Origin of the sequence: Daejeonella oryzae DSM 19973, from assembly GCF_000422945.1 — a bacterium.
In the GTDB taxonomy this organism is placed as follows: Bacteria; Bacteroidota; Bacteroidia; order Sphingobacteriales; family Sphingobacteriaceae; genus Daejeonella; species Daejeonella oryzae.
Genome location: NZ_AUHA01000003.1, coordinates 419,570 through 440,201, shown reverse-complemented (window position 1 = coordinate 440,201; position 20,632 = coordinate 419,570). Strand labels below are relative to the sequence as shown.

The 20,632-nt window shown below is 36.8% G+C and carries 20 protein-coding genes and 1 riboswitch; of the genes, 9 read left to right on the top strand and 11 right to left on the bottom strand.

All coding sequences use genetic code 11. From position 1 onward, the window contains the following. Positions 1 to 52: 52 nt before the first annotated feature. Positions 53 to 583, top strand: a complete 531-nt coding sequence (locus tag G521_RS0109525; protein ID WP_026898330.1) for a hypothetical protein — start codon at positions 53 to 55, stop codon at positions 581 to 583. Between the two features lie 55 nt (positions 584 to 638). Here G521_RS0109525 and G521_RS0109520 read toward each other — a convergent pair whose 3' ends face one another. Further along, positions 639 to 1,892 (bottom strand): DUF2130 domain-containing protein, encoded by a 1,254-nt coding sequence (locus G521_RS0109520; RefSeq protein ID WP_026898329.1) that lies wholly within the window; start codon positions 1,890 to 1,892, stop codon positions 639 to 641. Positions 1,893 to 1,958: 66 nt separating this feature from the next. Next, positions 1,959 to 2,822: a peptide chain release factor N(5)-glutamine methyltransferase gene (gene prmC, locus G521_RS0109515; RefSeq protein WP_036678818.1), complete on the bottom strand. Its 864-nt coding sequence runs from the start codon at positions 2,820 to 2,822 to the stop codon at positions 1,959 to 1,961. Positions 2,823 to 2,980: 158 nt separating this feature from the next. Between prmC and ribD the strand changes: the two genes are divergently transcribed. The 3 genes from ribD to G521_RS0109500 are packed head-to-tail and all read left to right on the top strand — an operon-like array spanning position 2,981 to position 5,528. Then, on the top strand, positions 2,981 to 4,033 hold the full coding sequence (ribD, locus tag G521_RS0109510) for a bifunctional diaminohydroxyphosphoribosylaminopyrimidine deaminase/5-amino-6-(5-phosphoribosylamino)uracil reductase RibD (RefSeq protein ID WP_026898327.1): 1,053 nt from the start codon (positions 2,981 to 2,983) through the stop codon (positions 4,031 to 4,033). Continuing rightward, positions 4,033 to 4,887, top strand: a complete 855-nt coding sequence (locus tag G521_RS0109505) for an EamA family transporter (protein ID WP_026898326.1) — start codon at positions 4,033 to 4,035, stop codon at positions 4,885 to 4,887. The genes ribD and G521_RS0109505 overlap by 1 nt, the downstream gene beginning before the upstream one ends. A 26-nt stretch (positions 4,888 to 4,913) precedes the next feature. After that, positions 4,914 to 5,528: an IMPACT family protein gene (locus tag G521_RS0109500; RefSeq protein WP_026898325.1), complete on the top strand. Its 615-nt coding sequence runs from the start codon at positions 4,914 to 4,916 to the stop codon at positions 5,526 to 5,528. Positions 5,529 to 5,607: 79 nt separating this feature from the next. Here G521_RS0109500 and G521_RS0109495 read toward each other — a convergent pair whose 3' ends face one another. From G521_RS0109495 to G521_RS18215, 4 genes are all read right to left on the bottom strand, one after another. Beyond that, positions 5,608 to 6,186, bottom strand: coding sequence for a hypothetical protein (locus G521_RS0109495; protein ID WP_026898324.1), 579 nt, complete (start codon positions 6,184 to 6,186; stop codon positions 5,608 to 5,610). A gap of 167 nt (positions 6,187 to 6,353) precedes the next feature. After that, complete coding sequence (locus tag G521_RS0109490; protein WP_026898323.1) at positions 6,354 to 7,022, bottom strand: hypothetical protein; 669 nt, start codon at positions 7,020 to 7,022, stop codon at positions 6,354 to 6,356. Positions 7,023 to 7,874: 852 nt separating this feature from the next. Next, on the bottom strand, positions 7,875 to 8,135 hold the full coding sequence (locus G521_RS0109480) for a hypothetical protein (RefSeq protein WP_155975741.1): 261 nt from the start codon (positions 8,133 to 8,135) through the stop codon (positions 7,875 to 7,877). Between the two features lie 81 nt (positions 8,136 to 8,216). Further along, positions 8,217 to 8,564 (bottom strand): hypothetical protein, encoded by a 348-nt coding sequence (locus G521_RS18215; protein ID WP_026898320.1) that lies wholly within the window; start codon positions 8,562 to 8,564, stop codon positions 8,217 to 8,219. 431 nt (positions 8,565 to 8,995) lie between these two features. Here G521_RS18215 and G521_RS0109470 point away from each other — a divergent pair, with 431 nt between their 5' ends. Next, complete coding sequence (locus G521_RS0109470; protein WP_026898319.1) at positions 8,996 to 9,868, top strand: nucleoside phosphorylase; 873 nt, start codon at positions 8,996 to 8,998, stop codon at positions 9,866 to 9,868. 8 nt (positions 9,869 to 9,876) lie between these two features. On the opposite strand, the gene G521_RS0109465 is transcribed toward G521_RS0109470, so the two are convergent. The 3 genes from G521_RS0109465 to mqnE are packed head-to-tail and all read right to left on the bottom strand — an operon-like array spanning position 9,877 to position 12,513. After that, the gene (locus tag G521_RS0109465) at positions 9,877 to 10,593 is read right to left on the bottom strand and encodes a menaquinone biosynthetic enzyme MqnA/MqnD family protein (protein WP_026898318.1); all 717 of its coding nucleotides are present in this window, start codon (positions 10,591 to 10,593) and stop codon (positions 9,877 to 9,879) included. Then, a complete protein-coding gene (locus tag G521_RS0109460; RefSeq protein WP_051189640.1) occupies positions 10,590 to 11,276 on the bottom strand; it encodes a histidine phosphatase family protein in 687 nt (228 codons plus the stop codon). Before G521_RS0109460 ends, G521_RS0109465 begins: the two co-directional genes overlap by 4 nt. A gap of 7 nt (positions 11,277 to 11,283) precedes the next feature. Beyond that, positions 11,284 to 12,513 carry an aminofutalosine synthase MqnE gene (mqnE, locus tag G521_RS16890; RefSeq protein ID WP_051189637.1) on the bottom strand — a complete coding sequence of 410 codons (1,230 nt, stop codon included), beginning with the start codon at positions 12,511 to 12,513 and terminating at the stop codon, positions 11,284 to 11,286. Positions 12,514 to 12,621: 108 nt separating this feature from the next. On the opposite strand from mqnE, the gene G521_RS0109450 reads away from it, so the two are divergent. The 4 genes from G521_RS0109450 to G521_RS0109435 all read left to right on the top strand — a co-directional run bounded on the left by G521_RS0109450 (position 12,622) and on the right by G521_RS0109435 (position 17,870). Next, positions 12,622 to 13,737: a trans-sulfuration enzyme family protein gene (locus G521_RS0109450; RefSeq protein ID WP_026898316.1), complete on the top strand. Its 1,116-nt coding sequence runs from the start codon at positions 12,622 to 12,624 to the stop codon at positions 13,735 to 13,737. 129 nt (positions 13,738 to 13,866) lie between these two features. After that, positions 13,867 to 13,977: riboswitch (SAM riboswitch) on the top strand. Between the two features lie 241 nt (positions 13,978 to 14,218). Beyond that, a complete protein-coding gene (locus tag G521_RS0109445) occupies positions 14,219 to 15,544 on the top strand; it encodes an O-acetylhomoserine aminocarboxypropyltransferase/cysteine synthase family protein (RefSeq protein ID WP_026898315.1) in 1,326 nt (441 codons plus the stop codon). Between the two features lie 28 nt (positions 15,545 to 15,572). Then, a complete protein-coding gene (locus tag G521_RS0109440; protein ID WP_026898314.1) occupies positions 15,573 to 16,625 on the top strand; it encodes a homoserine O-acetyltransferase family protein in 1,053 nt (350 codons plus the stop codon). A gap of 6 nt (positions 16,626 to 16,631) precedes the next feature. Beyond that, the gene (locus tag G521_RS0109435) at positions 16,632 to 17,870 is read left to right on the top strand and encodes a homoserine dehydrogenase (RefSeq protein WP_026898313.1); all 1,239 of its coding nucleotides are present in this window, start codon (positions 16,632 to 16,634) and stop codon (positions 17,868 to 17,870) included. Positions 17,871 to 17,929: 59 nt separating this feature from the next. On the opposite strand, the gene G521_RS0109430 is transcribed toward G521_RS0109435, so the two are convergent. After that, positions 17,930 to 19,279 carry a dihydrolipoamide acetyltransferase family protein gene (locus G521_RS0109430; RefSeq protein WP_026898312.1) on the bottom strand — a complete coding sequence of 450 codons (1,350 nt, stop codon included), beginning with the start codon at positions 19,277 to 19,279 and terminating at the stop codon, positions 17,930 to 17,932. A 104-nt stretch (positions 19,280 to 19,383) separates the two neighbouring features. Then, positions 19,384 to 20,631 (bottom strand): competence/damage-inducible protein A, encoded by a 1,248-nt coding sequence (locus tag G521_RS0109425; RefSeq protein WP_026898311.1) that lies wholly within the window; start codon positions 20,629 to 20,631, stop codon positions 19,384 to 19,386. Between the last annotated feature and the right edge of the window lies 1 nt (position 20,632).

Sequence of the window (20,632 nt, the reverse complement as noted above, 5' to 3'; positions counted from 1 at the left end):
TAAACTTTCTGTACTACCGTAAACACCACCATTGTTATAAAACACATAGTATATGGAAAATCAAGAAAGCTTTAAATACAAGGAAATTACAATCTTTCATGAAAATGGTGTGCAATACGCAAAACCTACCTGGGATTTCGCCAGTCAGTTAGATACAGAAAATGCGACTACATTAGATTACAGTAAATCTTTTGAATCATTTAAACGATGGTCTGCAACTCAAAAATTTCCTATTTTAAGTCGTGTTCTTATTCCGGACGGTGTTTATCCAACAAGTTTATTTACTATCAAACCTGATTTAAAAAAGCAGTTTGGTGTTGATATTTCTCATTATGCATACATCGGAAATAACAATTCCAGTACAGAAGAGCGTTTCCCAACAGTAACAACTGATTGTCCTTTTGATGAGGAGCTTCCTGCACCAAAATCAGAAAGTCAAAGAAAACTTGAATTAGTTCTTCAGGCAAAATCTTTCCAATTGGAAACAGTTATCAACAATAGAATATCGCAGATGAACTCTTTAGAAAGTGTTTATATGATTCAAAATAGTCAGGATGCAACCCCAAAATTTATGAATAACTAATACTTATTTACTTTATAACAAAAAAATGGAAAGCAAAATTGCTTTCCATTTTTTTTTAATCCAGCAATAAGGTATCATCTTCATCATCAGTAAGACTCAACCGTATAGTATCAGCACCGGCAATTCCATCTATAGAACCACGGATATGAGTGGCGTTTAATAGCACCTTATCCAATTGCTTCTCACGAGATTTCCACATTCTTTCCATTGCATCCCGCTCTTTCTGAATAGAAATCCGCATACTCATATAACCCTCTTTTATGGCTTTCCATTGTTCAGAGAATTCTGATCCCGTCAGATAATCATATAACATGTGCATCTTGTCTCCGCGATTTTCCTGAAAACGGGAAGCGCTAGATAATTTGATAATTCCATCACGTAGTACATAAGCCACCGCTTTAACTTCCTCGAATGAACAAATCCAAACTCCATCTTTTTCTCCAAAACAATCCATTCCCTTGGGATAACACTGCGTTACAATCACCGCAACATCAACCCCTACACTTCGCATATCCTTTTTAAGCTTATCAATCCAGTCTCCCGAAAAATTGCTGGTACGTTTGCTTTCATAAATAATCTTTCCGCATTCCTGACCAAAATTATTACGAACTACCTGAATACAATCTGCGCCCCTCACTCCTTTTCCAACTTCATCAATTACATCAAAAGGAAAGGTATTGCGTAACAATTCTTCGAGGATAAGTTCCTGAACTTCGCCCTGCAATTGCATAGAACCCTGTTCAGCTTTCCGTTTCATTTCGTCGGCTAATTTTCGCTGATCATCCAATTGCTTTTCAAGCTCTTTAACCCGAAGTAAATGCTCAGTATCTTTCAGTGCATTTTTTTCGGCCTCATGCTTTTTAATATTTTCTGTGATCTGGATGCGTTCTTCCTGCAGTTTTCTTTGAAGATTTATTTCCAGTTCTTCCTCTTTACTTTTTAACTCCTGCTCCCGCTTTAAAAATTCCAATTCTTTTTGTCTGGAAATTTTTAATTTTTCTTCACTCTCTTTATTTGAATTCTCCAGCAACTGCATTTTATTTTCAAAATCTGTTGCTATGGTTTTTCTTAAATTTTCTTCCAGATCTTTTTTAAGCTTACTTTTTTCTTCAGTTAACTTTTGCTCAAACAATGCAGCCTGCTGTTTTTGTCTCGAAGTAAATTCTTCTTCCTTTTTGTTGAATTCTTCTTCTTTTTTCTTTTGCCAGGAAACCATTTTAGTTCTAAGCTGCTGCTCGTATTCTTTACCTATTGCTTCTTCTAATGGAAACGAAGTTCCGCAGTTAGGGCATTTTACTTCCGTTGACATACTATTGAAATTTTTCTTAAAATACTGTTTTTAATTAGTGCTGATCCAGAATTCTGAAATTGAACATTAATTCCATTCTGCCCGGATCATACGATCTTTCCCCCGAAGATCTGATCGTAGCTGCAGGTTTTTAAAACCTGCCTTTTTTAACACTTCTAACGTTTGTTCTCCCAGATGCTCATTAATTTCTAAAAAAAGCAAACCGCTCACATTTAAATGGATAGCCGCATAATTGGCTATTGCCTTATAAAAAAGCAATGCATCATCATCAGGAACAAATAAAGCCGTATGCGGCTCATGTTCCAATACATTCTGATGCATCAACTCCTTTTCAGAGATCGTAACATAAGGCGGATTGCTAACAATTAACGAATATTTTTTCTCTGCAATGCTTGCTGAGGAAACATTCAAAATATCCGCCTGGTAAAATTTTACTTCCGTTTTATTAAGTACAGAATTCCGGATGGCTGTTTCTATAGCTTCCGCAGATATATCAATTGCAGAAACCTGGGCCTCTGGAAAATGTTTCTTTAAAACAATAGGAATGCATCCGCTCCCAGTTCCAATGTCCAGAATCTTTAAATCAGAAGTTTTGTTCACAACTGGATCTTTTATAATCCAGTCAACTAATTCCTCTGTTTCTGGCCTTGGTATTAAAACAGAAGGATTGACCTTAAAAGGCAGCTCGTAAAATTCCGTTTTACCCAATATATATTGCAATGGTTTCCCTGATTTTAATTCATCAAGAATACTTAATAAAGAAGTCTCCTGCATCAAATCCGGTGTGTCATTTTTACGGCTTAAATAGGATGCCCTGTTTAATTCACAAACATAACTCACAGATAGCCAGGCCAGACTTTTAGCTTCATCCTTGCCGTAAAGTTCTGTTAAACTATCAATATATAACTTTTCAATTTCCCGTAAGGTCATCAGGCAAAGTAAAGAAAAGATGAGTTAAAATTGGCTTGTTTTTAATTCCGCAGCACAATTAAAGCCATAACATCTGCGAAATTATGCGGTATCAAATTGTTTACTTGCTTTTGCTGATAAAGAGCCTTGGATCTTTATAAAATATTTACTTTTGCGGCATGTCTCATCATGAAAAATACATGCAGCGCTGCCTTGAGCTTGCATTATTAGGAGCCGGATCTGTGAGTCCGAATCCGATGGTTGGATCTGTCTTAGTTTTTAATCAAAAGATTATTGCAGAAGGATATCATCAAAAATACGGTGAACCACATGCTGAGGCAAATGCCATTGAATATGCATTGCAAAACCTGGATGATGCTGAAAATAAGCTTAAAAATTCAACTCTGTATGTGAATTTAGAGCCGTGTTCGCATTTTGGAAAACGCCCTCCCTGTGCTGATCTGATTATTAAACACAAAATTCCTGTAGTGGTTATTGGCTGTCGCGATCCTTTTGATCAGGTTAACGGAAAAGGAATTGATAAGCTTAAAGATGCCGGAATTACGGTTATTGAGAATATCTTAAATGAGAAATGCCTCAATTTAAACAGGAGATTTTTTACCCGGATACAGAAACAGCGACCTTTTATAATCTTAAAATGGGCCCAAACCGCAAACGGATATTTTGCTCCTGAAAATCCCGAAAAAAAATGGATCAGTTCTGAAGCTTCAAAAGTACTGGTTCATAAATGGCGTTCAGAGGAAGATGCGGTTTTGGTTGGTAAAAACACAGCACTCATTGATAATCCTCAATTAAACGTTAGAGAAATTTCCGGAAGAAATCCAATAAGAATAGTTATTGACCGTAACCTGTCTCTTCCGCAAACATTAAATGTATTTGATCAGAGTCAGGACACGATAATTTTTAATGCGCTAAAAACAGATGTATCCGGTCGTATCAAATTTTTAATGCTGGAAGATTTTGACAATCTGTTGCCTCAATTGATTTCGTACCAATTATATTTGATGGATGTGCAATCAATTATTATTGAAGGCGGATTACAAACTTTAAACTTATTTATCAAGTCGGGATTATGGGATGAGGCTCGTATAATAACCGGAAAAGATTCCTGGACAAATGGAATGAAGGCACCGCTTATCTCCGGAAAACAGGTTTACCAGACTGCTTTAAGTTCAGATATTATTACCATCCTTTATAATACCAATCGTTAATGATCTACATTTTTTTAAGCATTTGCTGCTCTGTATTCGTTTCAATCCTGCTCAAACTTGCCAAACGTTATTCAATAGATGCTTCACAGGCAATCGTCTGGAATTATTCCATAGCGGCCTTATTAACCTGGATTATCTTTCGGCCGGGCATGGAATCTTTACAATTAAGTTCCTACCCGCTGTATCTTTCCTTAGGAATTTTACTGCCCTTACTATTTTTAATTCTGGCGGCCAGCATCCGCTACAGCGGTATTGTCAGAACAGATATAGCACAACGTCTTTCCTTATTTATTCCTATTGTAGCCGCATTTCTTTTATTCAGCGAATCATTATCCACCTTAAAAATAACCGGTATCAGCATTGGTTTTGCTGCTATAATCTGCTCCATTCCATGGCAAAAGAAAGAGGATAAAAAAAGCTCAAACACGGCTTGGATTTATTTACTGCTTGTGTTTATGGGACTGGGGATTATCGACATCCTGTTTAAGCAGCTTGCCCAAAATAAATCCACACCCTTTACCAGCACCTTGTTCCTGGTTTTCTGTATTGCCTTTATTCTATCAATTAGCGTATTGCTTTATTTCTTTATTACGAAGAAAAAGAGATTTTCATGGAAGAATTTTTTCTCGGGAATGATCCTGGGGATCGCAAACTTTGGCAATATTCTGTTTTACATCAAGGCGCATCAAAGCTTATCAAATGATCCATCCATTGTTTTTTCTGCGATGAATATTGGAGTGATCATCATGGGTTCCCTGGTTGGAATTTTAATATTTAAAGAGAAATTAAGCAAACTGAACTATGTCGGAATATTTCTGGCTTTGCTATCTGTATTCGTTATTTCTATGGTATAAGTTATTTTTCATTTCGATTTTAAAATATGCTTTTTGAAGATAACTACAAAACCATTGCCTCCCCTTCCGAAGGTATATTTAAAGATCGCGGAAGCAAATTTATAGGATATGCTTTCCCGGTTAATTCTGAGCAGAATATTAAAGCCTTGATTCAACAACTGCAAACAGAACACCCGAAGGCCAGGCATTTCTGCTGGGCTTTACGGATAAGCCCGGACCGCTCTGTTTTTCGACTAAACGATGATGGCGAACCTTCCGGAACTGCAGGCCGCCCGATTCTCAACACCTTATTATCCAACGAGCTTACCAATATTTTGGTTGTGGTAGTGCGGTATTTCGGAGGAACCTTATTGGGTGTTCCGGGCTTGATAAATGCCTATAAAACGGCAACACTCGAAGCCATTCATGCAGCTCAAATTATAGAAAAAACTGTAAATGATGTCTATCTTCTAAAATTTAACTACCTGCAATTAAATGAAGTGATGAAATTGGTGAAAGATGAAAATCTAACGTATCAAAATCAAAATTTCGATACAATCTGCTCGCTGGAGATTTCTGTCAGGAAAACGCAGCTAAACAACTTGCTATTAAAACTTGAAAATATCTCGGGACTCAGCTATTCTTATTTGGGCAGTGTTTAGACTTGAAAGTAATTCTGATGGTGCTGGAGTGTCGAGATGGAATTAACGTTTTGCAAAACCCGTATGCTGTCTGGGCTTATTACTTATTGGCTGTCTGCATTATTTCCAATAAGTCTTTTTTCATTTCAAGCCAATATTTTAGTTTTTCATCAATTAACTGTAGAACGTCAGGGTCATCTTTAAAAAATTCTTTTAATTCATTCTTGAACTTTTTCGTTGTCTGGCCTACCAGAAAAAGGTACCTGTGGTCTGGTTTTTCAAATGTATAATATATCTTCTGAGAAGGTAGTGCATATCCGCTTCCCGACGTAGATGTACCATATTGATATAAACTAGCTTTGGAGCCGACAAATACGGGAGATAGAAATCTGAATGAACCATCTTTTACCGGCTTTGACAAAAAAACGTATTTACGCCCATCAGCTGAATAGCCATAGCCTTTTATATCAACAGGAGTAAATCTTTTTTGGGCATTTGAACTGTCAACAACTTCAATCAAGTTGGTAAAATTATTTTGCCCAAGTAAACCATTCGGGAATTTTATTTGGGTTACAACGGTGTCGTTCTCATGAGTTATGTAATATCCCAGAGTTTTGGTTTGTGCATAAATGTTCATTATCGTGAAAACCGCAATGATTGTCATAATATACTGTTTCATATATCTGAATGTTTAATTTATTATGTTAGTAGTTTCCTTGCAGATAACATTTTTCGGCTTGGCGATGTGTTGGATTTTTAGCACCAAAGTTGATGCGGAGAACTAATGTTTGATTAACCACCAATGTGTCTGCGGAGCACTGAACCGCCTCTTTTGCCAAACCCGTGTTATGCGTTCGTTTTGTTAGCCAATTCATCCTTTTGTCCTCCGAGAATTTTACCTATTAAAAGAAAAGCAACTGGACCTATAACAGCATATCCTATTATACCGATGTTTCTGATTTGCATATTTTGAAGCGGTATACCAATTAGTCCAATTAGGCTTAGTATTCCACTAATAATTAAAAGTGCTTTTAAATTCTTGTCAATTTTAAAAACAGGAGCTAAAAACAACATTGAAAGTCCGAAAAATAAGTCCCATGCAAGAATGTCTAAAGCATAAACGACCGAAGGCCACTTGAACGAAAAGAAAAATGAAGAGTTTTGCAATAGTTCAGCTTCCATAGTATGGCTAACCGAGAGGATTAAAAAGTGAACAGACGAAGTAATTACTGTCGTGAAGCACATAAAAATAAGCGCTGTGAGGGTGAAAAATTTGTCAATAAGCGGAGCACAAAGGTGAACCGTAATCAGACTAATTGCCATTAGTAACGAGATAACTATACTTAAAATTTCCATTATTGTGAAATAAGGATTGCCAATTGAGTCATCCGGTGATTGAAGAGAAAGTAGTCCTATGGTCGTTGTAATAGCATAAATAATTCCAAGAACAAATATTATCCTACAGGTAGTCCGTCCTACGCTACGATAAAAAGAATTAAAATTGTCCTTGTTCATAGTATTAAAATGACGCATAACGGTTAAGGGTTTATGTTGTGCCCGATTAAAAGGCACTCACCTGTCACCCAGTATTAAAGTAGTTAAAAAGAAGAAAAGGATAGAGATTCACCTCACCGGCATAATCTAACCCTGTATTAGGAGCTGATGTTATTTAAGCCCTTAATGTATCGTCGATAGTAGTCGTCTTTTCATTTAGACCTACCATGTTCTTCTAAGTATTCTCGCCACTCATGAATGACATACCAAATACCCATTATCACAGCTAAAATGCCCAATAAATACCGAGATTCACTCGTAATAAAATACCTATAAACTGCAAAACTTCCTACCAATATTACTAGCCACGCCCACCATGTTGCCCACAAAAATTCGACTGTTAGAATAAACTTTTCTAGTGTTGTTAGTAACATTGTTTTTATCTTCATAAGAGTTCGTTATGACATGTATTTCATTCGATTCCTGGCAAAGTGAGCTTTTCAATTAGTAGTCGTTTATGGCATTTGTGGTGTTTTTTTTACCATTTGCCCCTAACGGTTAGTATTTGCGATGATGGGAGTTACCCCCTTATGCTATGATAACCGAAACAATCAAAAAGTAAGTAATAAAATAAGTTTCACCACGACAGCCCATTTGCGCAAATGCAATGTTAGCTGTAGTTAATATTTAAAGCTACGGAACCATTAGTATTGCCTGATTTTAATAAAGAAAAGTCTGCTAAGGCTGAAATTCAAAACTGTGTTAATTAATTAAATTCTTTTATAGAAGAATACGCAGATTTGTTAATGGTAAACTTACATATTGAGGAAAACCAGAACCTGACTGGATTAATAATTACAACTTCTTTTAGTATTAAAGTTTGAGTACACCTTTATCTAAATCATCTTTTGCCAAAAAATTATTAACCTGTTTAGTAAAAGTATCTGTTTTATCAACAAACATTTTTACATCATTTTCTGGGCTTTGAAGTTGAATGTCTTTATCTTCCCTCCTGTCTAAATGCCATTGAAGATTGCTTATTTGGCGCATTATCTGGATTTGATTTGCATAAAGAAATTTCAGCATATCTTTTTCAGATATGTCGTCAAGTGAATTATAGTCATTAATTTTCATATTTTTTGTTTTTGAAAGTTTAATCAATTAAGTTAATATTTAAGAAGCAGATAATTTATACCCTGCCAATACCTAAGGCATTCATCGTGAATTTCTTTGCACAATCTTCTCAATTATAGCTGATTGTGATTTTAATATACTCAACAAGTTGCCAAATAGGTCAAGAATAACGTTAAAACCCAAAACAGAAAATAGTAATACAACTTGGAAAATGAAGCCCTTATCAACTATGGTTTCTGATATAAAAAGTTCTATTAAAAAATATGCAGGAGTGATGTATCGCAATGAAAAAAGTAAACATTTTTTTATATAAGAGCTAAGTATATTCTTATCTGGAATATACTTGCCAAGAATATTGTCAAAAAATGATTTACTCAATGAGCCTATCAGTGCTATTGCAATTATTTTTATTATTTCTTCTTTTGTCAATGCTTATAGGTTTATTGGGATTGTTATAGCAATAGTGAGATGGTTTTGTGTTATCTATAACTTATAAAGTCAATTTACTTTTATTGAAAGTCCGTCATCCCGCCATACTCCTTTTATACAGCAGGGTAATTACACCTAACTAGTATGTATACACATGATTAAATTAAAACCTGCGTATATATTTACTATATATATTATATTCTAATAATAGCAAGGTAATTCTGCATCGTTATTTAATTATAATTTAACATTAAGGTTTTAAATTCTCTTAAAGATAAGGTTGATGATTAAATTATCAAGATAAATTTAATTAATTGCAATTCATATTAACTCAGAAGATTCAGGTTAAATTACCAGTCTACAATTGATTCGTTATTGTACTTTAGCTCTGGATAAAACCAGCTAATTACACCTATCTAAATATTAATTGTATGAAAGCAATAGCAGAATCAGATCTCGTTATTAATCCCGACGGAAGTATATATCACTTAAATTTAGTACCCGAAGATGTGGCGGATACCATAATCACTGTTGGAGACCCGGATCGGGTTGGAGAAGTGAGCCGGCATTTTGACAGCATTGAATTAAAAAAAGGCAAACGCGAATTTATAACCCACACCGGCTATCTGGGCAAAAAACGAATTACAGTTATTTCTACCGGAATTGGTACTGATAATATTGATATTGTTTTTAATGAACTGGATGCGCTTGTTAATATCGATTTTGCAAGCAGAACAGTTAAGGATGAGTTAAAAAGCCTGGAAATTATTCGCATCGGTACTTCGGGAGCTATTCAGGAAGATATTCCTATGGGCACCTTATTGGTTTCTGAATTTGCTGTTGGACTGGATTCACTCATGCATTATTATATACATCAGCTTTCTGCTGATGAACACAACATTCAGGATGATATCAAATCTCATTTACATCATTTACAGGGAATTTCGCCTTACATAACTTCCGCAGACCCCGGTTTATTGAATAAAATTGGTAAAGATTTATTAAAAGGTATAACCGCTACTACCCCCGGTTTTTATGCCCCGCAGGGACGTGAAGTACGGGCAAAAAATGCGGTGCCTTCCTTAATTTCCCTGTTTAATTCTTTCAGATCCGGATCCCGCAGGATAACTAATCTCGAAATGGAAACAGCTGGTATTTACGCATTAGCCAAAGTATTAGGACATAAAGCTTTATCTGTAAATGCAATTTTAGCGAGCAGGGTAAAATTTGAATTCAGTAACGATCCTCAAAAAGTTGTAGATAAAGCTATCGAACACGTTTTAAATGCGATTACCAAATCTTAATCCGGTTTTTATAAATCTTTAACCAGATCAAGAAATTTTGAAATGGCTTCTTTCTTCTTTTCATCCAGATTGAAGTCAAGCTTATGCATCAGATAATCTGCTAAATCAAAATTTTTATATTCAGGGAGACCCGGAATTATCTGCTCCCGGTTAGCCAGTCCAAACTTTAATGCCAAATTGAATTCGCTGATAAATGCGGGTTCAATTTTTTTATTTGCTGCCCAAACGGCAAAGGCAAAAGGCAGTCCGGTAAATTTTTTCCACTCCTGACTTAAATCATACGCATACGGATACTGATCACTTTTTCCAAAAGTTCGGTCGCCAATTTGAACAAATGCGTCTGCATTTCCGATTACCACCCGCGGCCCAACCTTCCAGTAGTTTTTAAGAAGAACCAATGCCAGGTTATTTGAGGTCCGCGACTGTTCATCTAAGCGGATTGTTTCTATTTCTTCAATTGGTTTTTCACTAAAAATATACACCGAATTAACTGCGCCATCAGCACCTATACAATAATCAGATATAATTTCATAGTTCGGAATTCGGAGCAATGCAGCAACCGGAACTAAACCTATATCAACCTGATTATCAATTAATTTATTAGCGCATGTTGAAGGAATATCCAGGCTCAAATCAATCTTATTAATGATTTCAGAATGTGTTAATCCGTAAACAAAAGGTTTGGTGTTTGTATATGAAACTGCGGAGATTTTTATTTTATTCACTTTTTATTTGCGAGAAGATATTTCAGGTGATCTGTATTATTAAAGTCGTCAATCCGGAAGCTAATTCCATCATAAATCACTTTGTATAAAGTTGTATTTAAGTGGGGGAACTTGTCCATTTCTGTGAGTGGAATATTGGTTAAAAGGCAAAGAAATAACCTTAATGCTCTACCATGCATGCAGATTAAAACATTCCTGTCTTCGGTATTTTGAAGCAAATGTTGTATAACAATCAACTGTCGTTCTTTTACCTCCAGCGGACTTTCGCCTTGTTCAAATTTATGATGAAGATCTCCCTGGCTCCAATTGTGCGTCATGTTCCTAAATGCAGATTTAGTTTCTTCGGTACTGTCTTTTCCCTCGTAAATCCCCCAGGCTAATTCATCCAAACCGGGAAACTGCTCCCATGCAATTCCGGAATCTATAAATTTCTGAACTGTTTGGTGAGTTCGTTTTAAGGTAGATGTATATATTTTATCAAATGGAACATGCTGGTATGCCTGATGAAATGCGTCTGATTGAAGTTTTCCAAATTCATTCAAATCTGTATTCATTCCCCTGCCCTGCACTATTCCCCTTCTATTCAGATCAGTTTCACCGTGGCGAATTATATAAATAGTTTTTAAAGTTGCTTTATTTGAATCGGTATTCAGCTCGGGATTATTTGCCGGTATTTCTGTCATATTTAAATTAATCCTGTAAATTATTAAGAGCCATATCAGCCGCAGGCTGTACAACAGGAAGTTTATAATATTTTGGTTTTACTTCATCAGGAAACACAAAATCAGTATAATCTGTAAGTACATTATAAAGCGTATCTCTTTCAATTGGTTTTCTTCCCACATGCCTGATCAGATCTACGATTTCCTTCGTACTCATTGCCGGATGCTGTTCTTCTGCTCCGGCCATTGAATATATTTTGGTGGTGTCATCCAACGTTCCATCAATATCATCCACACCAAAACTTAAAGATAATTGAGCTGTATCTCTGCTGATCATTGCCCAATAAGCCTTGATATGATCAAAATTATCAAGATATATTCTGGAGATTGCGTAATTACGAAGATCTTCGATAACCGAAACTTCTGGAACATGTGACATCTGGTTATCCTGATTTCTGAATTTCAACGGAATAAACGTTTGAAAGCCGCCAGTTTTATCCTGTAAAGTTCGAAGCTGATCCAGATGATCTACCCGGTGTTTATATTCTTCTATATGTCCGTACAGCATTGTCGCATTGGAGCGCATTCCCAGTTTATGCCATTCTTCGTGAATTTGAAGCCACTGTTCACCCGTACATTTATCTTTAGCAATTTGCTCACGTATTTCGGGGTCGAAAATTTCTGCTCCTCCTCCCGGGATGGAATCCAGGCCGGCCTCTTTCATCAGTTTCATTCCCGAAGCATAATCAATCTTCGCTTTTTTGAACATATAATGATATTCAACCGGCGTTAATGCCTTAACATGCAGCTCCGGACGATGCTGATGAATGGAGGTAAAAAGTTGTGAGTAAAAGTGAAGATCATACTGAGGCAATACTCCTCCAACAATATGCACTTCTGTTACAGGCTGTTCATCGTATTTTTTTACAATGTCCAGCATTTCTTCCATGGTATATTCCCAGCCCTCCGATTTTTGTTTTAAAAGGCGGGAATAAGAACAAAACTTACAATCATAAATACACAGATTGGTAGGCTCTATATGGAAATTTCTATTGAAATAGGTCTTATCTCCATGGCGCTTTTCGCGAATGAAATTTGCCAGAATACCCAGGTAGCCTAGCTCTGCTTTTTCATATAATAAAACGCCTTCATTAAAACTGATCCGGTTATCATCCCTTATTTTTTCGGCAATTAATTTAAGGTCAGAATCAAGATCCGGGTTTTGCAGCAGTATATTCAGAGTATCTAAAGAATTCATATTTCAACTTTGTTCAAAAATACAAAATGAGAAAACAATTATTATCCTGATACTTGAATTAACCTTTATCATATGGTAAGTTTACCTTTTGATGTCAATAAATAAATTATGAAACTGGAAACTATCGCTATTCACGCGGGCAATAAAATTGAAACTGGAAGCCGTGCCGTTATACAGCCAATTACGTTATCAACAACTTATGAGCGTGGCGCTGATGGAGATTATCCGGGTGGATTTATTTACACAAGAGCTGATAATCCGAATAGAAAATCTTTGGAAAATGTTCTGGCGCAGCTTGAAAGAGGAGCTGATGCCTGCGCTTTTTCCTCAGGTAATGCAGCTGGAAACGCAGTTTTTCAATCTTTAAAAGCCGGCAGCCACATTATTGCTCCTGAAGATATGTATCACGGATTAAAAAACCAGCTCAAAGAAATTTATGCCCAAACTTTAGAAATAGATTTTGTGGATTGTACAGATACCGAGAAAATACGCTCAGCCATAAAAAGCAATACCCGTTTAATATGGATTGAAACACCTTCAAATCCGCTGTTAAAAATTACAGATATTGCTGAAGTTGTTACCCTTGCTAAAAAGAATAATATTATTGTAGCCTGCGACAATACATTCGCGAGCCCTGTTTTTCAAAATCCTTTAGTATTAGGATGCGATATCGTCATGCATTCGAGCACAAAATATATTGGCGGACACAGTGATGTATGCGGCGGTGCTTTAATCTGTAAAGAATTAAACCCTTTCTGGGAGAAAGTCAGAAATGTGCAGACATTGGGCGGTGCCATACCTTCGCCTTTTGATTGCTTTCTGACGGTCCGCGGAATTAAAACCTTGCCTTACCGAATGCGTGGTCATGAAGAAAACGCTATGAAAATTGCCCTGTTCTTGGAAGATCATCCTGCCGTAGAAAAGGTTTATTATCCCGGATTAATCAGTCATCCTCAGCATAAAATTGCTAAAAATCAGATGAATGGTTTTGGCGGCATCATTTCATTTTTAGTAAACGGTACTGATCAGGCTGCCTTAAAAGTGGTTAACAAAGTAAAACTCTTTACCCAGGCAACCAGCCTTGGCGGCGTTGAAAGTTTAATTGAACACCGGGCATCTATTGAAGGACCGGAAACTAAAACTCCGCAAAATTTAATACGGGCTTCCATCGGCTTAGAAAACAGTGATGATTTGATAGCTGATTTAAACCAGGCATTGCAATAAAATACGTCATCTTAACCTACAATTTTCAATTATTAAATATTTAATTTGGAAATTAGATTCTTTTCAACATATATTTGAAATATTATTTGGTAGCAATACCAATCTGTCATCAATAATCGTAAAGGTTTTGATTTATACAGAAGTGGCGAGAGATCAGGCTCTATGACCCGCTGACAACCCCCCGATCGGTTTCGGGGAAGGTGCCAATTCCTGTCCGGTAATTACCGGAAACTATAAATATTTACAGCCATGCAAAGAAAAATTTATTTCTTCGATTTTTTCTCTTCAGAGAACTTTTCCATTTCCTCTATTTTCAGCAAGCCTTATACTCCAATGCAGTATATGTGTTGTTGCATTTGTTAAGCAGGTTTATCGTAATTCTTTTTTTTCAGAATTATAATCCTGCTTCTGCTTTCGCAGATCTCTTTCCTATACAGCTTTACAACATACTATTTAAGTTTTACCTATAAATCATTACAATATGTCAACTCCCAACTTAAAATTTGAAACCCTGCAAATACATGCGGGTCAGGAACCAGATCCTACAACCGGATCCCGGGCTGTTCCAATTTACCAGACTTCTTCTTATGTGTTTAATAATTCGGAACACGGTGCCAATCTGTTTGCGCTCAAAGAATTCGGAAATATCTATACAAGAATAATGAATCCCACGACCGATGTTTTTGAGAAGCGTATTGCGGCTTTAGAAGGCGGTGTAGCCGCATTAGCGGTTTCCTCCGGACAGGCAGCGCAATTTATTGCCCTTTCAAATATTCTTCAGTCGGGAGATAATTTTATATCTACCTCATTTCTGTATGGTGGTTCTTACAATCAGTTTAAAGTTTCATTTAAAAGATTAGGTATTGAAGCTCGTTTTGCCAATGGCGATGAGCCGGCAAGTTTTGAAAAACTCATCGATGACAAAACCAAAGCATTGTATATAGAAACTATCGGAAATCCGGAGTTTAATGTTCCGGATTTTGAAAAAATAGCGGCCATTGCTAAGAAGCATGATCTTCCTCTAATAGTAGACAACACCTTTGGCGCTGGAGGCTATTTATTCCGGCCGCTTGAACATGGGGCAAATATTGTAGTTGAGTCAGCTACCAAATGGATCGGTGGTCATGGAACCTCCATTGGCGGCGTAATAGTAGACGGAGGTAATTACAACTGGGGAAATGGTAAATATCCGCAATTCAGTGAACCTTCAGAAGGTTATCACGGCTTAGTTTTTAACGATGTGTTTGGAATTGGGAGCAATTTTGGAAACATCCAGTTTATTATCCGTGCCCGTGTAGAAGGATTACGCGATTTTGGACCTTCAATTTCTCCATTCAATTCATTCCTTTTAATTCAGGGATTAGAAACTCTTTCTTTAAGAGTTCAAAGACATGTAGATAATGCGCTGGAATTAGCAAAATGGTTAAAGGATCATCCGCAGGTAGAGAAAGTAAATTACCCGGGTTTACCCGACAGTCCTTATCATGCCAATGCTAAAAAATATTTAAGAAATGGTTTTGGTGGAGTTTTGTCCTTTGAACTTAAAGGTCCAAAAGAAGCGGCTACTAAATTTGTTGACAGCTTAAAGTTAATCAGTCATCTGGCAAATGTAGGCGATGCCAAAACACTGATTATTCAACCTTCCGCAACTACTCACCAGCAGTTAGGAGCCGAAGAACAAAAAGCTGCCGGTGTTAAGGAATCTCAACTGCGCATTTCAGTAGGGATTGAACACCTGGATGATATTAAAGCAGATCTGGAACAGGCGTTTTCTGTTATTAAAAATTTGGAACCGGTACTTGTCTAATAATATATTTTAAGTTTCAGTCATTTCAATGGGATATCAGGTTTTCAATTATAAAGATCCATTCGTTTTAGAGAGCGGTAAAAAACTGCCGGAATTGCAAATTGCTTTTCATACCTACGGGAAATTAAATCAGCAAAAAAGCAATGTTATTTGGGTATGTCATGCATTAACGGCAAATTCTGACGTATTTGATTGGTGGAAAGGACTTTTTGGCTACAATAATTTATTTAATCCGGATGAACATTTCATTGTTTGCGCAAATATATTGTCATCTCATTACGGAAGCAGTAATCCTTTAAGCCTGAACAAAGAAACCGGATTGCCATTCTACCTTTCCTTTCCCGAATTAACTGTACGTGATCTGGTATCGGCTCATCAGCTTTTGGCAAACCATCTGGATATTGAAGAAATCAGTTTACTCATTGGTGGATCTCTGGGCGGTCAACAAGCTTTAGAATGGTCTATAATGGAACCTGAAAAAATTAAAAATCTGGTTTTACTTGCTACTAATTCGGTTCATTCTTCCTGGGGAATTGCATTTAACGAAAGTCAGCGCATGGCAATAACTGCCGACCGCACGTTCTATTCGATGTCGCCTGATGGTGGAAACAAGGGATTAAAGGCGGCCCGTAGCATTGCGCTTCTATCCTACCGAAATTATCAAACTTATAAGTTCACCCAAAATGAAGAATCACACGAGAAAACCAGCGATTTTAAAGCTGCTTCTTACCAGAATTATCAGGGTGAAAAACTTGTAAACCGGTTCAATGCGTTCAGCTATTATTACTTAAGTAAAACGATGGATAGTCATCATGTTGGGCGCAACCGCAGAACGGTTGAAAATGCTTTAAGTTTAATAAAAGCCCGTACGCTGATAGTGGGGATTACATCAGACGTACTTTTTCCCGTTGAGGAGCAGATTTTTCTCTCTGAACATATTCCTCATGCACAATTTGAACTAATAGATTCATTGTACGGACACGATGGTTTTCTGATCGAAACGGAATTATTAACAAAAATCATCAGCAAATTTTTAAAAGACTCAGCCATAGGAAAGCCTGAGTTAAACCTGCACAATTAAATATAAATGGATAAGAAATTAACAATTGGATTAGTTGGATTCGGCGTTGTCGGCCAGGGACTTTATGATATTATCAGCAGCAAGGACCTGAATATTGATCTCAAAAAAATAGTTATTAAAGACGCTTCAAAAAAAAGATCCCTTCCTTCAGATTATTTCACTACAAATATTGATGAGGTTTTACTGAATCCGGACATTAATACGATTGTAGAACTGATAAACGATGCTGATACAGCTTTTGTAATTGTATCACGAGCATTAAAAAGCGGCAAAAATGTAGTTTCGGCTAATAAAAAAATGATAGCCGAGCATTTGAAAGAACTGGTTGAAATACAGCAGCAACACGGAACTTCTTTGCTATATGAAGGAGCTGTATGTGGCAGTATTCCTATAATCAGAAATCTTGAAGAATATTATGATAATGAATTATTGTATTCCATAAGCGGGATTTTTAATGGATCATCAAATTATATTCTATCTAAAATATTTAATGAAGGTTTAGATTATGATACTGCGCTTAAGCAAGCACAAGATTTAGGATTTGCAGAAACTGATGCCACACTGGATGTAGGTGGTTTTGATCCAAAGTTTAAACTTGTAATTGCAGCAGCTCATGCCTATGGAACCTTTATTAACCCGGCAGAGGTCTTAAACATTGGTATACAAAGTTTATCCCCGCATGATCTTCAATATGCAAGAGAGAAAAACTATAAAATTAAGCTGATTGCTTCGGCCCGGAAAAACAGTGATGAAACATCTGTTTTGCTGGTGCTCCCAAAAATGATCCGGTCAGATAACTTTTTATATAATGTAGAAAATGAATACAATGGAGTAATTGTGCAGGCTGCTTTTGCAGATCAGCAATTTTTCTTTGGTAAAGGTGCCGGCGGACATCCAACCGGCGCAGCAGTATTATCAGATATTGCCGCTCTTCGGTATCAGTATCGTTATGAATATAAAAAGTATCATCAAAAAAACAGGGTAAATCATAGCAATGATTTGATTCTGAATGTTTACCTGAGATATACTGATGAAAGTTTGCTGAATAATTTAGAATTTGAAACTATTTCAGAAAGATTTTACTCTGCAAATTTCCAGTTCATAATAGGAAAAATATCGCTGGAAAATCTGATCAGGAATGTTGAATTTATAAGGGAAAATGGTGCCTTTATTGCTGAAATTCCTGAAGATGAAAGCCATGTACTTATAGAAGAGCAGATTCAGGAATTAATCCATACTCATTAAAATATACAAAAAAGGCCTTTCAGTTAAACTGGAAGGCCTTTTTTAAAAAATATGTTAGATTATATTTCGCGGTTTACATCCCATGCTTCCAGATAGTCGGCAACTTTGCGTACAAACGACCCTCCTAAAGAACCATCAACCACACGGTGATCATAAGATAAAGAGAGAAACATCATGTGTCTGATGGCAATAACGTCTCCATATTCTGTCTCAATTACAGCAGGCTTTTTCTTGATTGCGCCCACCGCTAAAATTGCTGCTTGCGGCTGATTAATAATCGGAGTTCCCATAACGTTGCCAAAGGAACCCACATTCGTCATTGTAAATGTACCGCCCTGAGTTTCATCCGGCTTCAATTTAGACTGTCGGGCACGGCGGGCCAAATCATTTACCGATTTGGTTAAGCCCACCAGATTTAGCTGATCTGCATTTTTTATTACCGGAACAATTAAATTTCCGGAAGGTAAAGCTGCGGCCATACCAATATTGATATCTTTTTTCTTAATGATCTGAGTTCCGTTTACGGATACATTGATCATTGGCAAATCCTTAATCGCTTTAGCCAAAGCTTCAATAAAAATTGGAGTAAAAGTTATTTTTTCTCCTTCGCGTTTTTCAAAATTGTTTTTAACACGTTCACGCCACTTTACAATATTGGTCACATCAGCTTCAACGAAAGATGTAACATGGGGCGATGTCTGCTTGCTCATTACCATATGATCGGCAATGAGTTTGCGCATGCGGTCCATTTCAATAATTTCATCACCTCCTGAAACGGAAACAACCGCTGCCGGTGCAGTTGCCTGAGGTTTTTCTACAGGAACTGCAGGTGCTTTTTGACTAATTGGAGAATCAGGTACAGAGGCGGTTTTTGTATTGCCTGATTTTTGACTTACAAATTCAAGTATATCCTGTTTGGTTACCCGGCCTTCTGAGCCTGAACCTTTAATAGTGTCTAATTCACTTAAACTAATTCCTTCTTCGGCAGCAATACTTTTTACCAGGGGAGAATAAAAGCGGGATGAATCACTGTAATCTGCAGGCTTCGGTTTATTTTCTGCAGCAATTTCTAACTGCTCACTACCCGGAATTTTTTCTTCTTTAACAGCTGTTTGTTTTTCTTTATCAGCAGGAACAGCTATTTCATCTGCTTTTGTAGCGGCATTTGCATCCGTTTCGATAATAGCAATTACTGCCCCTACCTGAACTACATCGTCTTCATTAAATAAAACCTTTAAAAGTTTACCTGCGGTTGGAGATGGCACTTCTGAATCAACTTTATCTGTAGCTATTTCCAAAACTGATTCATCCACTTCTATCATATCACCGGGTTGCTTAACCCATTTTATGATCGTAGCTTCTGCAACACTTTCACCCATTTTTGGCAATAATAATTCGTATTGAGCCATATTTAAATAATTTGATTGAGGTTTTAATTGATTGATTTACGAATAGTATTTACCAGCACTTCTATAAATGATAATCTAATTTCAGCAAAAATAAGATTTTTAGATTATGGATGATCTTCTTTGAGAAATTTAAAAAGCATTGTTAAAGCGTTAATAGCAGACCGCTCTATATTTTGTGCTCTTTTATTTGCAAACTGAAACTTTTTTGCCTTCACTCTATTTCTGTTGGCTACCGCGATCCAGACTGTTCCCACGGGTTTATCCGGTAAACCACCATCCGGACCTGCAATTCCGCTTACAGCAACAGAATAATCAGAGTCATAATTTTTAATTGCACCAAGCGCCATTTCCTTTACGGTTTCCTCACTTACTGCACCAAATTCCTCGAGAGTTTTCTCATTTACTCCCAGCATAATCTGTTTAAGTTTATAAGAATATGACACTGCTCCGCCAACAAATACGGCACTGCAGCCTGGCAGTTGAGTTATTAGATGCGAAATATAGCCTCCCGTACAACTTTCTGCAGTAGATAAAGTTAAATTTCGGGAGTGCATATAATCTAAAATGATTTTCTCGAGCGAAATATCAAGTTCTGCAACGACATGAGAGGAAATTCTGTTAATTATTTTTTGGGAGTAGACTTTTAATTCTTCTTTCAAAACCTCTTCAGAACTACCATATGCGCTTAACCGAAGTCTAACCTGACCAAGCCTTGGCAAGTAGGCCAGTTTTATATGATCCGGCAACGAATCTTCAATATCTTCAATTTCTTTAGCTAAAAAGGATTCCCCGATTCCCGATGTTAAAATGGTATGATGAACAATCGCCGGTAATTTAAATGAGGACTGTAATTTGGGAATTACATTTTCTTCCATGAGATACATCATCTCAAAAGGAACTCCGGGTAATGAAACGTAGATCTTACCTTGGTCTTCGATCCACATTCCGGGAGCGGTTCCATTTTTATTTTGCAAAACAATGCAGTTTTCCAGTACATCTGCCTGGCGGATATTAACCTCCAACAGTGGCGAATTGTACTTGGAAAATATCTGTTTTACATTTTCAAGCGATTCCTCATCCTGATATAAATTGACCGCAAAATATTCAGCCAGTGTTTTTTTGGTGATGTCATCTTTTGTAGGGCCTAAACCACCCGTTATTAAGATAACATCAGCTCTGCTTGCTGCCAGTTTTAGCGCATCCAATATATGTTCCCGAGCGTCAGAAACCGAAGTGATTTGTTTAACCCGGATGCCGGCTTGATTTAGCTTTTGTGCCATCCAGGCAGAGTTTGTATCTACAATCTGGCCGATGAGGATCTCATCACCAATAGTTATAATCTCGGCTAACATG

Coding starts and splice junctions, on each gene's coding strand:
- G521_RS0109450 (WP_026898316.1), top strand. CDS start 12,622: ATGAAACTGGAAACTATCGCTATTCACGCGGGCAATAAAATTGAAACT.
- G521_RS0109430 (WP_026898312.1), bottom strand. CDS start 19,279: ATGGCTCAATACGAATTATTATTGCCAAAAATGGGTGAAAGTGTTGCA.
- G521_RS0109495 (WP_026898324.1), bottom strand. CDS start 6,186: ATGAAACAGTATATTATGACAATCATTGCGGTTTTCACGATAATGAAC.
- G521_RS0109425 (WP_026898311.1), bottom strand. CDS start 20,631: ATGTTAGCCGAGATTATAACTATTGGTGATGAGATCCTCATCGGCCAG.
- G521_RS0109500 (WP_026898325.1), top strand. CDS start 4,914: ATGCTTTTTGAAGATAACTACAAAACCATTGCCTCCCCTTCCGAAGGT.
- G521_RS0109470 (WP_026898319.1), top strand. CDS start 8,996: ATGAAAGCAATAGCAGAATCAGATCTCGTTATTAATCCCGACGGAAGT.
- prmC (WP_036678818.1), bottom strand. CDS start 2,822: ATGACCTTACGGGAAATTGAAAAGTTATATATTGATAGTTTAACAGAA.
- ribD (WP_026898327.1), top strand. CDS start 2,981: ATGTCTCATCATGAAAAATACATGCAGCGCTGCCTTGAGCTTGCATTA.
- G521_RS0109520 (WP_026898329.1), bottom strand. CDS start 1,892: ATGTCAACGGAAGTAAAATGCCCTAACTGCGGAACTTCGTTTCCATTA.
- G521_RS0109505 (WP_026898326.1), top strand. CDS start 4,033: ATGATCTACATTTTTTTAAGCATTTGCTGCTCTGTATTCGTTTCAATC.
- G521_RS0109480 (WP_155975741.1), bottom strand. CDS start 8,135: ATGAAAATTAATGACTATAATTCACTTGACGACATATCTGAAAAAGAT.
- G521_RS0109460 (WP_051189640.1), bottom strand. CDS start 11,276: ATGACAGAAATACCGGCAAATAATCCCGAGCTGAATACCGATTCAAAT.
- G521_RS0109490 (WP_026898323.1), bottom strand. CDS start 7,022: ATGAACAAGGACAATTTTAATTCTTTTTATCGTAGCGTAGGACGGACT.
- G521_RS0109445 (WP_026898315.1), top strand. CDS start 14,219: ATGTCAACTCCCAACTTAAAATTTGAAACCCTGCAAATACATGCGGGT.
- G521_RS0109435 (WP_026898313.1), top strand. CDS start 16,632: ATGGATAAGAAATTAACAATTGGATTAGTTGGATTCGGCGTTGTCGGC.
- G521_RS0109440 (WP_026898314.1), top strand. CDS start 15,573: ATGGGATATCAGGTTTTCAATTATAAAGATCCATTCGTTTTAGAGAGC.
- G521_RS0109525 (WP_026898330.1), top strand. CDS start 53: ATGGAAAATCAAGAAAGCTTTAAATACAAGGAAATTACAATCTTTCAT.
- mqnE (WP_051189637.1), bottom strand. CDS start 12,513: ATGAATTCTTTAGATACTCTGAATATACTGCTGCAAAACCCGGATCTT.